This is a genomic window from Dolichospermum flos-aquae CCAP 1403/13F (assembly GCF_012516395.1).
In the GTDB taxonomy this organism is placed as follows: Bacteria; Cyanobacteriota; Cyanobacteriia; order Cyanobacteriales; family Nostocaceae; genus Dolichospermum; species Dolichospermum lemmermannii.
This window is the reverse complement of sequence record NZ_CP051206.1, coordinates 2,630,140-2,642,590: the sequence shown is the minus strand read 5'-3', so window position 1 is coordinate 2,642,590 and position 12,451 is coordinate 2,630,140. Positions and strand designations below refer to the sequence as shown.

Annotated in this window: 7 protein-coding genes and 1 pseudogene; 6 read left to right on the top strand and 2 right to left on the bottom strand. The window is 37.3% G+C overall.

Annotation, left to right across the window (positions count from 1 at the left end):
* Window positions 1-20 precede the first annotated feature (20 nt).
* Window positions 21-740, top strand: coding sequence for a Uma2 family endonuclease (locus HGD76_RS12990; RefSeq protein WP_210967633.1), 720 nt, complete (start codon window positions 21-23; stop codon window positions 738-740).
* Here the strand turns inward: HGD76_RS12990 and HGD76_RS12985 are convergent.
* Together HGD76_RS12985 and bchI are read right to left on the bottom strand one after the other, a co-directional pair.
* A complete protein-coding gene (locus tag HGD76_RS12985) occupies window positions 735-1,052 on the bottom strand; it encodes a hypothetical protein (RefSeq protein ID WP_148760560.1) in 318 nt (105 codons plus the stop codon). The two genes, HGD76_RS12990 and HGD76_RS12985, sit on opposite strands and share 6 nt — an antisense overlap.
* A gap of 61 nt (window positions 1,053-1,113) precedes the next feature.
* Window positions 1,114-2,232: a magnesium chelatase ATPase subunit I gene (gene bchI, locus HGD76_RS12980; protein WP_168696035.1), complete on the bottom strand. Its 1,119-nt coding sequence runs from the start codon at window positions 2,230-2,232 to the stop codon at window positions 1,114-1,116.
* 491 nt (window positions 2,233-2,723) lie between these two features.
* On the opposite strand from bchI, the gene HGD76_RS12975 reads away from it, so the two are divergent.
* From HGD76_RS12975 to HGD76_RS12955, 5 genes and pseudogenes are all read left to right on the top strand, one after another.
* Window positions 2,724-4,067, top strand: coding sequence for a P-loop NTPase fold protein (locus HGD76_RS12975; protein WP_168697435.1), 1,344 nt, complete (start codon window positions 2,724-2,726; stop codon window positions 4,065-4,067).
* Between the two features lie 184 nt (window positions 4,068-4,251).
* A complete protein-coding gene (locus HGD76_RS12970) occupies window positions 4,252-9,231 on the top strand; it encodes a WD40 domain-containing protein (protein WP_168696034.1) in 4,980 nt (1,659 codons plus the stop codon).
* Window positions 9,232-9,885: 654 nt separating this feature from the next.
* On the top strand, window positions 9,886-10,350 hold the full coding sequence (locus tag HGD76_RS12965; RefSeq protein ID WP_168651125.1) for a hypothetical protein: 465 nt from the start codon (window positions 9,886-9,888) through the stop codon (window positions 10,348-10,350).
* Window positions 10,351-10,397: 47 nt separating this feature from the next.
* Window positions 10,398-10,661: pseudogene (locus HGD76_RS12960) on the top strand (ABC transporter ATP-binding protein); the annotation flags it as partial.
* A 326-nt stretch (window positions 10,662-10,987) separates the two neighbouring features.
* Window positions 10,988-12,436 carry an IS4 family transposase gene (locus HGD76_RS12955; RefSeq protein ID WP_168694730.1) on the top strand — a complete coding sequence of 483 codons (1,449 nt, stop codon included), beginning with the start codon at window positions 10,988-10,990 and terminating at the stop codon, window positions 12,434-12,436.
* The last annotated feature ends 15 nt before the right edge of the window (window positions 12,437-12,451 follow it).

Below are 12,451 nucleotides of genomic sequence, written 5' to 3'. Positions count from 1 at the left end.
TAGAATTGGTAATATCAATCATGCTAAAATACAGCCAATTAAATTATTTACCCTCATCTAAGGAATTACCCGACTCTGACGACACACCAGTGGATAACGAACTACAAGATTTAATTCCCGGTTTATTAAAAGCCATGTTAGCCTTAATCTGGTCACAAGGATGGGATTGGTTTTTTGGCGTAGACATGGGAATATATTATGATCCAGATAAACCTGCAATTGTCCCAGATGGATTTTTAAGTATTGGTATTCCCAGATTAATTGATGAAGATTTACGCCGCAGTTATGTATTATGGGAAGAACAAAAATTACCGATTTTAGTGTTAGAAATAGTGTCTCATACCTATAGGGGAGAATATAGCACTAAGAAAGATTTTTATGCTCAAGAATTGGAGATATTATATTATGTAGTTTATAATTCTCAGCGTAAGAGAAAACAACGTTTAGAGGTTTACAAATTAGTCAATGGAGAATATAAGTTACTGTCAGGAAACCCTGTTTTTCTACCAGAGATAGGGTTAGGAATAGGAATGGAAAAAGCAACATATCAAGGAATAACTAGGGAATGGTTATATTGGTTTGATGAAAATGGAAAACGATTTTTAACACCAGAAGAAAGGATGCAACAAAGTGAGGAAAAACATTTAGAATCTGAAAGAAAATGGTTAGAATCTGAGAAAAAGGCTAATAAATTAGCAGAGATGTTAAAAAAATTAGGAGTTGATCCTGAAAATTTATAGCGTGTGAATTAAATCTGCAAAACCGTAAATACTAATTCCTAATAACAGTAGTGCGGTAAATTGGGTAAGGCGTTGTTGAGTTAAAACTGTGTGGTTGTTTTCGGTGGGAGACATTGCTTCCCGGACTAATATAGAAGTTGATGCTCCCACGACAAAACTTAAACCTAGTATGATGTAGGGTTTATCTGGGACAATGGTGGAGACTGTCAGCAGAGCGATCGCTAATGTTAACATTAATAACTCCACAAATCGGGGTGGATGATGTTGAATCAATAAAATCAAGCTGTTTAACCAAAAATTCCAAGTTCTCATAATTTGTCAGTTGTTAATTAACTGTTGTAGAGACGTTCCATGGAACGTCTCTACATTAAAACTAACGAGCGCCAGCTTTTACCCCTGCACCATTTTTCTGGGTTGAATCTTCTGGAAGTTCCACACCAAAAACCCGACAAAAGACCTTTTCCACTTTATAGCCAGTATCAATAGATTCTAAAGGATCTTTCCGCAAACGGTGACGCAGACATAAAGTAATTACCCGACGGATATCGTCAATTGTAACTTCTGTCCGACCTTCAAAAGCGGTTAATGCTTTCGCAGCGCGGTTTGTCACGATGTCACCCCGCAACCCGTCCACATCTAATTCTGAACAAACTTCGGAAATTTTCACCCGGAAGTCATAGTCTAAATTAACTTGTGGTAATAAGTTTTGGGCATTGACAATTTTCTCTTGTAATGCTACTTGTGGTGCTTGGTGTTTTTCTAAATACACAGGCGGATTTTGGTCAAATTCACCCCGTTCCTCCACAATTTGCACCCGCAAAGCTGGTTCTTTCACAGTGCGGATTTCCGCGTGCATTCCAAAACGGTCGAGAAGTTGAGGACGTAATTCCCCTTCTTCTGGATTTCCTGAACCAACGAGAACAAACTTCGCAGGGTGACGGATAGAAATTCCTTCCCGTTCCACAGTGTTCCAACCACTAGCAGCGGAATCGAGGAGTACGTCTACCAAGTGGTCATCTAATAAGTTGACCTCATCAACGTAAAGAATACCCCGGTTGGCTTTGGCTAGGAGTCCCGGTTCAAAGGCTTTGACACCCTCAGATAAGGCTTTTTCAATGTCAATTGTCCCACAAACCCGGTCTTCCGTAGCACCCAATGGTAAATCTACCATTTGCACCTTTTTGTGAGTGATGGGAATTTCTAACCCCTGTGCTACCTGTTGACGGACTTCATCACTCATCAAGTCCGTGTCGTTGGGGTCACTGTTGAAGGGGTCATTAGCGACAACAGGGATTTCTGGTAAAAGGTCCGCCAAGGCGCGGATAGTTGTAGATTTTCCGGTGCCGCGATCGCCCATAATCATTACACCACCAATTTTGGGGTCAATGACATTTAGCAGCAGTGCCAGTTTCATTTCTTCTTGACCGACGATGGCTGTAAATGGGAAGACCGCACGACGCGCACTCGCACTAGCTTGAGCAGTTGAAGTCACTAAATTACCTTAACAATATTTTTTATGACAATTCTTTATTTTGACACATTTTGCGAATGTGGGTCAGTTGTTAGTTAAAAACTGAAGGCTATAAGTTTTTTAAATCAGACTTTTACAAAAAAAGCACAAGACTATGTTTATTGAGAATAAGTCTCCTTCATTCTCAAGATTATTGATAATCGTCGCAATAAGATAACCATTTTACTAGGTTCTTGACCTCTTGACTTTTTGTGCTATTATGAAGGTGTATGATCTGGCTGTTATTATATCTAAATTTTAGAATACAGAAATTGTCAGCATTAGGATAACCAGGATTTAAGAATTGACAGGATGTGAGTAAAATAAAATCCTGTTCATCGTTTGATCTTGTAAATCCTGATTCTCATAAAATTATTAAAATTATCGGAAAAATAACTGAAATTACTGAGAAACAAGTATTATTGTCAGTAGGGATATTCCTCAACTATCAGGACAATTATACTACTAGCAAAATGGATATTAAGGATTTTTATAAAGCCACTAACCCCGCACGCACCCTTGTTGCGCGAAATGTGGAAGATCAAAAATGTTATATTGACTTTTCTAAAGTGCGTGGTGAGGATATCATCAGCACTATTAAAGATAGTATTACAGAGTGGAATCAAGATGAGCCTACCTGTAACCTATTTACTGGACATATTGGTTGTGGTAAATCTACAGAATTATTACGATTACAGGTAGAATTAGAAGCAGCAGATTTTCATGTTGTTTATTTTGAATCTAGCGAAGATCTAGAAATCACAGATATAGATATTGCTGATGTATTTTTAGCCATTGCTAGTCGCATTAGTAAAAGTCTTGAGAAAATTGTTCTCGAAGAACCGAAAAAATTTCAGGAATTACTTCAAGGTGCATGGAACATCTTAAACTCTGAAGTTACAGGTGTTAAAGGTAAATTTGCTGGTCATGATATTGGTTATACTGTTGACGGACAAAAGTTGTCTCTGTCTTTGGGTATTGGGGAAATCACCACAAAAATGAAAAGTGATTCCACATTAAGAACCAAAGTAAATCAATATTTAGGACCACAGAAAACCAACTTACTACAAGCAATTAATCAAGAACTTTTAGAACCTGCTATTTCTAAACTCAAACAACAGGGTAAAAATGGTTTAGTGGTCATAGTTGATAACCTAGACCGTATAGATAATACCATTAAACCCTGGGGTCGGACACAACAAGAATATCTATTTGTTGACCAAGGAGAATATCTCACCAAACTGAATTGTCATGTTATTTATACCATGCCCCTGGCTTTGAAATTTTCCAATGAATATGGCACACTAACCCAACGATTTCCAGAAGAACCAAAAATATTACCAATGGTTCCCGTCAAGTCTTCAGATGGTAAAGTCCATGAACAGGGATTAGCACTAATGCAACAGATGATTTTAGCTAGAGCATTTCCTAATTTAGCCCCAGAAGACCGCTTAAATAAAATTACTGAAATTTTTGATGCTCCAGCAAGTCTAGACCGCTTGTGTCAGGTTAGTGGTGGTCATGTCCGCGATATTTTGCGGTTATTAAACCCCTGGATTATGAAAGATAAAAAATTTCCTCTCCAGAGTCATACCTTAGAGCAGATTATTCGTGAACGACGGAATGAAATGTCTTTAACTATTTCTGATGAAGAATGGGAATTATTACGTCGTGTTAAAAAAACTAAGCACGTTAGTGATGATCAAGGATATCAGAAATTAATTCGCAGTAGATTTGTATTTGAATATCGAGATCAGGGTGAATTATGGTTTGATGTCAATCCGATTTTAGCAGAATCGGAAAAGTTGTCTGAATGAGGATTTTGTCTGAATCAGGATTTCCAGGATTTGAGGATTAACAGGATTAAGATTTTGTCTGAATCAGGATTTCCAGGATTAAAGGATTTGCAGGATTTATATCCCCGACTTCTTCGATCAATGTTATTATTTATCGAGGTTAAAGTTCAGAAGTCGGGGATATTGTTTATCACAAATTAATACTATGAACAACTCACAACAACTAGAAGATTTAGCATGGTCTATAGAAGCATCCCAAGGAGAATTTAAGCTGATTTTAGCTAAATGCAATTATCTCAACTTACAAAATCAACTCATTCAAGAATTACAAGAAATATGTCAAATTGAAATTCAGATTTTACGACTTCAAGCATCAGAAAGAACATTATATAATGCGATTCGAGAAGAATTTAATCAGGAAATTGCAGCATTAATGATTGTCGGTTGGGAATCATTACCGAATTTATCGAAAATGTTCAGTTCAGCTAATCAAGTCAGGGAAGAATTTAGAAATAATTGTTCATATCCGGTAGTCCTATGGATTAATAATCAAATATATCAACAAATCATGGAATCTGCACCTGATTTAGAAAGTTGGGGAATTACTATCAATTTTTCTCTTCCTTTCGATGAATTAACTAATTTACTCAAATCAATGATAGATAAAGTATTAAATGATGATTTGAATGTAAATTTACAAGAATTTGAATTAGCATTACAAGACTTACAAAAAAATGGTCAAGAGTTAGAACCAGAATTTGCAGCTAATTGTAATTTTTTAAAAGGATTTATTGCATATAACAAAAAACAATTAGATACAGCTATTAATTACTATCAACAAAGTTGGGATTTTTGGCAAACAACGGATAATTTAGAAATTCAAGGGAAAATACTTTATAATCTGACAATTTGCAATTATGAAAAATTAAGACCTAACCCCTCAACTCCCTTCCCCGCTAGTGAAGGGGGAGAAGTTGGGAATTATTTACAACGAACGTTAGAAAAGTTTAAAAATGCTCAACGTCTGGATTTAATTGCTAATTCTTTATCAAGATTTGGGTTAATTCTCCAAGATTTACAAGCATGGGAACAATTAAAAACATTATCTCAACAAGCTTTAGAAATACATCAAGCTGAAAATAATATCTTGAAAATAGCGGAAGATTATCTATTTTTAGCAATAGCTAATTTTGAACAATCAAATTTTCAAGAAACAGCCAAAATTGCTAATCAAGGGATAGGGGTAATTCATGAGTTACCCCTACTAAATTATTATCGTCAAAGTCTATTTTTAATTCTAGCACAAGCTCAAGAAAAATTACAACAACATGAACAAGCAATTAGTAATTTAAAATTGGCTAAAGATATTGGGGTTATCAATAATCAACCAAAGCTTTATGTTAAAATTCTCAATCTTTTACAAAAACTATTATTTCAAAAAACAGAATATTTAGAAGCTTTTAACACCAAATTAGAATCTCGTTCTATTGAACAACAATTTGGTTTGCGGGCGTTTATTGGTGCAGGTTGGTTAAAACCAGCAAAAAATACAAATCTAAATGTAGAGACGTTCCATGGAACGTCTCTACAAACAAATTACGGAACGTCTCTACAAACAAATCAAACCATTAAAAAAGAAAATATTTCTCCAGAAATTGAAGCATCTGGACGGAAAATAGATGTAGATGAATTACTAGCAAGAATTGGTAGAACTGATAAAAAAATTATTGTCATTCATGGACAGTCAGGAGTTGGAAAAAGTTCTCTAGTTAATGCTGGGTTAATTCCTGCATTGGAAAATAAAGCCATAGGTTTTCAAGATAATTTACCTGTAACTATTAGAGTTTATAATAGTTGGTTTACAGAATTAGCAAAAGAACTATTAGATGTATTACCAGAAAACTTAAAATCAGAAGATTTAAAATTAGATACTCAGGAAGAGTTTATTTTAAAATTGGTAGAAATTGAAAAATATCGGAGAACAGTATTAATTTTTGACCAATTTGAAGAATTTTTCTTTGTTTGTCCTGACGATAAAGCCAGAACAGAATTTTTCCAGTTTTTAGGGAAATGTCTAAATCATAAAAATATTGGATCTTTGCGAGTAATTTTATCTTTGCGGGTAGATTATTTACATCTTTTATTAGAATGTGATGAAATTACCGATATGAATATTATTGGTGATGGTATTCTGAGTAAAAATGTGCTTTATAAATTGGGAAACTTAACACCAGAAAATGCTAAAACTACAATTGAGAGTTTAACTAAAAAAACTGATTTTCAGTTAGAACCGGATTTAATTAATCGGCTGGTAGAAGATTTAGCGGGAGAAGTAGGTTCAGTTCGTCCCATTGAATTACAAATTGTGGGAGCGCAATTAGAAACAGAAAAAATTACCACATTAGCCGCATATCAGCAAATTGGTAACAAGCAAAAATTAGTTAAACGTTATTTAGGGGAAATAGTTAATGATTGCGGTAAGAAAAATCAAGAACTTGCGGAATTATTACTTTATTTTCTCACAGACGAACAAGGAACAAGACCGTTAAAGACTAAGGCAGAATTAGAAGAAAATTTACAATCATTATTAGAACGAGATAAAAATGAAACTGAGAATAACTTAGATTTAGTATTAGAAATATTTGTCAAATCTGGTTTAGTGGTGTTGTTACCAGAAACCACCGCAGACCGTTATCAATTAGTTCATGATTATTTAGCAGCTTTTATTCGTCAGCAACAAGAACCACTCAGCCAAAAACTAGAATGGGAAAAACAACAAAGAAAAATCGGTGAAGCTAAACTGAATCGCTTTCTCAAAATTGCCCTTGCAGGTTCAGTAGCCGCAGGAATAGCATTAACCTTGCTAACAGTCACAGCTTGGGATGCTGCAAAGAGGGCAGAAACGCAAAAACAACAAGCTGATATTAATGCAATTCAAGCCTTAACTAAATCTAGTGAAGCCCAGTTTGCCTTAAAAGACACCGGAAACGCCTTAATAGAAGGCTTGAAGGCTGGTGGAAAACTAAAACTGGCATCTTGGGCAAAATCTGATACTCAAGTACCAACAATAGCAGCATTAAGGCAAGCGGTATATTTGCAACGTGATGAAAAGCCGGAAAATAGAGCCTTAGCAGTCAATACCCTGAAAGGTCATGAGAGTGAGGTCTATAGTGTGGGATTTAGCCCCGACGGCAAACAACTGGCTTCTGGGAGTTTTGACAAGACGATCAAAATCTGGGACGTGACCACAGGGAAAGTCCTGAATACCCTGAAAGGTCATGAGAGTTTGGTCAATAGTGTGGAATTTAGCCCCGACGGACAACAATTGGCTTCTGGGAGTCGTGACAAGACGATCAAAATCTGGGACGTGACCACAGGGAAAGTCCTGAATACCCTGAAAGGTCATGAGAGTTTGGTCAATAGTGTGGAATTTAGCCCCGACGGACAACAATTGGCTTCTGGGAGTCGTGACAAGACGATCAAAATCTGGGACGTGACCACAGGGAAAGTCCTGAATACCCTGAAAGGTCATGAGAGTTCGGTCTTGAGTGTGGGATTTAGCCCCGACGGACAACAATTGGCTTCTGGGAGTCGTGACAACACGATCAAAATCTGGGACGTGACCACAGGGAAAGTCCTGAATACCCTGAAAGGTCATGAGGATTATGTCAATAGTGTGGGATTTAGCCCCGACGGACAACAACTGGCTTCTGGGAGTGTTGACAACACGATCAAAATCTGGAACGTGACCACAGGGAAAGTCCTGAATACCCTCAAAGGTCATGAGGGTTATGTCAATAGTGTGGGATTTAGCCCCGACGGACAACAACTGGTTTCTGGGAGTTCAGACAGCACGATCAAAATCTGGGACGTAACCACAGGGGAAGTCCTGAATACCCTGAAAGGTCATGAGAGTTTGGTCTGGAGTGTGGGATTTAGCCCCGACGGCAAACAACTGGCTTCTGGGAGTTTTGACAAGACGATCAAAATCTGGGACGTGACCACAGGGAAAGTCCTGAATACCCTTCCTTCGGAACGCTACGCTAACAAAGGTGATGAGGGTTCGGTCTCTAGTGTGGGATTTAGCCCCGACGGACAACAATTGGCTTCTGGGAGTTTTGACAAGACGATCAAAATCTGGGACGTGACCACAGGGAAAGTCCTGAATACCCTGAAAGGTCATGAGGGTTCGGTCTCTAGTGTGGGATTTAGCCCCGACGGACAACAACTGGCTTCTGGGAGTGTTGACAAGACGATCAAAATCTGGGACGTAACCACAGGGAAAGTCCTGAATACCCTGAAAGGTCATGAGGGTTTTGTCTATAGTGTGGGATTTAGCCCCGACGGACAACAACTGGCTTCTGGGAGTGAAGACAAGACGATCAAAATCTGGGACGTGACCACAGGGAAAGTCCTGAATACCCTGAAAGGTCATGAGAGTAGGGTCTGGAGTGTGGGATTTAGCCCCGACGGACAACAACTGGCTTCTGGGAGTGAAGACAAGACGATCAAAATCTGGGACGTGACCACAGGGAAAGTCCTGAATACCCTGAAAGGTCATGAGAGTAGGGTCTGGAGTGTGGGATTTAGCCCCGACGGACAACAATTGGCTTCTGGGAGTTTTGACAACACGATCAAAATCTGGGACGTGACCACAGGGAAAGTCCTGAATACCCTCAAAGGTCATGAGGATACGGTCTATGGTGTGGGATTTAGCCCCGACGGACAACAATTGGCTTCTGGGAGTTTTGACAAGACGATTAAAATCTGGGACGTGACCACAGGGAAAGTCCTGAATACCCTGAAAGGTCATGATAGTTCGGTCTATAGTGTGGGATTTAGCCCCGACGGACAACAATTGGCTTCTGGGAGTCATGACAAGACGATTATTTTATGGGATTTGGATTTAGATAATTTAGTCACCAGTGGTTGCAATTTGCTGAATAATTATTTGATTGGTAATCCTCAAGTGTTGGCAGAATTAAAAGATTGCCAAACTCCATCTCGGTTATTATTAGCAGCAACGGTGTTAGTGATCCAAGGTGAGAACTTGGCAGCAAATGATGATCTGAATGGGGCTTTAGCTAATTTCCGTCAAGCCAAAGAATGGGATAAAAATTTACAATTTGACCCCCAAGCAAAAGCACAGGAGTTTGCTAACAAAGGCAAAGCTAAACGCAAGTGAGCGGAGTGAGAAAGTGTTGTCCAAAAAGGGCAAATTAGGGATTTGAAGGCGGGGAAAAATCCCTTTACTGATGCGGTGTTGAAGGAATTAACCCCACCCCATTGGTGTCAACTTAGGCTACAGATGGCTTATTTGTTGGCTTCCACACCCACCCAGAAATGAATTTCCGGGCTAATAGCGAAAGTAAACTAAAGTTTACTCAAAAATTTCCGGGTTATTTAGTCATCTTCAGATGACTTCTGCTATTAGACTGGGAATTCATTCCCAGGTGGGCTATGGGTTTTAGGTTAAGTTGACACCAATGAAGCTCTTGCTTTACCCCTACGTTTAGAATCAAACAATCCAGCCGTTTCGAGTATAACTTGTGTGTACACGATAGCCTCACAAAGGGGAGGGGACTGGATTTTCTGGTTTCCCCCCAAAGTATCGAGGGATTAAAGGGGGTAATTATCGGATATCAACAATAATTAGCATATAGTAATCCTATTTGATTTGTGAACATTCCCAGAGTCAGATCCCCGACTTCTCTAAGAAGTCGGGGATCTTGTTTTTCATAACTAATTTAGGATCGCTATATAGGGCTTGCTGATTAAAAATTGCCTAATACAGTGTATATTAATAATTGACAAAATAATTAAAGGAGAAATTTACCCCATGAACAAATTATTAGATGAAACCCTATCTCATGAAATTGCCAAAGCCATCAAAAGTAAAGCTAAAAAACCTTTTGATAATGCTTATAAAGCAGTTTTAATCACCCAAGGGGCAAAGTATATCCAAGGCTTTTTAGTATTTGCTGGTCAGCCCTATAAACCAGTTGAACATGGTTGGATTGAAGTTAATGATGTAATTATAGATCCGACACTTCCCCATTTACAAAAAAATCCCCAAGAACTTTATTATTTTCCGGCTCAAGCTCTAAGTACCAAAAAACTCAAAGCCATTGTGGAAGAATCCAAAGAAGATTATCCAGAGGATGATCCTTTACCTATTTATGGCGAAGCCCCCTATGATTATTATGGTGATGTTATGTTGGGGGGGCTAGAATATTTGACAGCTTATCAAGCCGCACAGGCAAAATGTCAAGAAATCAATGGCTTAAATTTTGAAAAAAATTAGTCTCCCAGGACAGAATTTTACATTATTTTCCTCCTAAATTGTTATTTATGGGCATCTCTCCATCTGCAACTAAATCCAATCCTGAATACCGTCGTCGAGAAAATGACTGGCGATTATTTTTACGCTTAGTCCCCTATGGTCGTCGTCATGGCAAACTATTAGCAGTATCCATGTTAATGCTTGTTCCCATTGCTGTTGCTAGTGCTATCAAACCCCTATTAGTGGGACAGGCAATTTCGTTAATTCGCAAAGAACCAAGTACATATCAATTTCTGCAAAATATCCCTCTGTGGCAGGGTTTAAATACAATACCCGTGAATGAAATTAATAGCCTACAAATAATTACTAATATTAATTCTGCAAATATTAAGGCATAAAAATAACTTCAGTTTAGTCTAAACTCCAGGCAAAATGTATCTAAAATTATATGATCATGAGATTTTTCTTGAATTTATAAATCATCAATCTTGTCAATTATTTGAAATCAAATTTAAAAAATCATAAATGTGTCATTTTTTTCGTCGAGAATTTTTATTCCTGCTCCAAAATGAGTAGCCTGATAGTATATATTGACAAAATATGAAAGAATATTTAAGCTTTATAAGAGTTTATTTCAAGTCATCCTTGACAGTTTTGTATGGGAATTCAAAAAGAACATCATCAGATGCTTACTCAGTTTACGACAGAATATGATCTGCAACCAATTGCAAAACATTTATCAACTATTATCAAAGAATCTTTGGCGAGTGTTTCATCAAGTAAATGTCGTCAAGGAACGATTCTAGTACCAACGTTTGTCATTTGGTTTGTAATTCTCTCCACTATCCGTCGTGATTTAAGTTATTTAGGAATAATGGATTGGATGATATCAGGATTGAGGTGGTTATCCTGTTGTCTACCAAAACAACTTATTTCTGAAGGTGCTATGAGTCATGCCAGAGTTCGTATAGGATTAACAGTTTTTCAACTAATATTTAAAAAACTCACTTCTAGTTTGACAACATTGAAATATGACTTTCATAAATGGACTACAGTAATATTTGATGGTTCCACAGGTACGACACCTGATACTGAAAGTAATCGTGATAAATTTGGGAAGTCTAAATGTGGTCGAGGAGAAAGTGCTTTTCCCATGCTGAGAATAGTCACATTAATATCAGCATCAACACGCCTGATCCTAGATTTTACCTATGGTTCGAGCCAAGGTAAAGGAACTGGTGAAAGGACTTTAATGACTAAATTACTGGCACAATTTAACCAGAAAAACTTATTATTTTTATTAGATGCTGGTTTATATTCCTTTGCAACTATTTTTAGTATTCGTACAAAAGAATGCGACTTTTTACTTAGGGTAGCTTCTAATGTTAAACTACCTGTTATCTCTGATTCTCGTTTGCCAGATGGATACATGGCTAGATATCCAGATGGAAGTTATTTATCAGAAATTAATGGCAAAATTCTCAATTTAGAAAAATCTACAGAATCGCATAAACAATGGAATCAGGAAAGTATCATTGTCCGAGTTATTGAATATCAAATTCCTGGTTTTCTCCCTCGTCGTTTAGTTACTAGTATTATTGACCCTAATATTTCTGCCAAAGAATTAATTATTCACTATCATTGCAGATGGGAGGTGGAAATTAGTTTCTGTGAAATAAAAACACATCAATGTGCTACGCTCAAAGGACAAATGCCCACTATTTTTCGGAGCAAAACATCTGAATTAGTCGAACAAGAACTTTATGCTATGTTAATTGCTTATAATCTACTCCGCGATTTAATTTACCAATCTGCTAACGAATATAATAAAAATCCTTTACTCCTTAGTTTTCTTGAATCTTTGCAACTAGTTATAGATTTAGTACAACTCATCAGCCATTCATCCTTAAAATTACGAGAAATTCAACATCAATATTTATTATCATTAATTTCCCAGTCTGAAATTGATCGCCCCCGACGAAAACGTATTAATCCCCGTGTTGTCAAAATTAAAATGTCCAAATTCAAGCGCAAAAACTCTTCCCATAAATCTGAAATCAGAGATATAGAAAAAGACTTGAAAATCCTTCCCCCACAAGCAGTTTGACAATTTCATTCACGG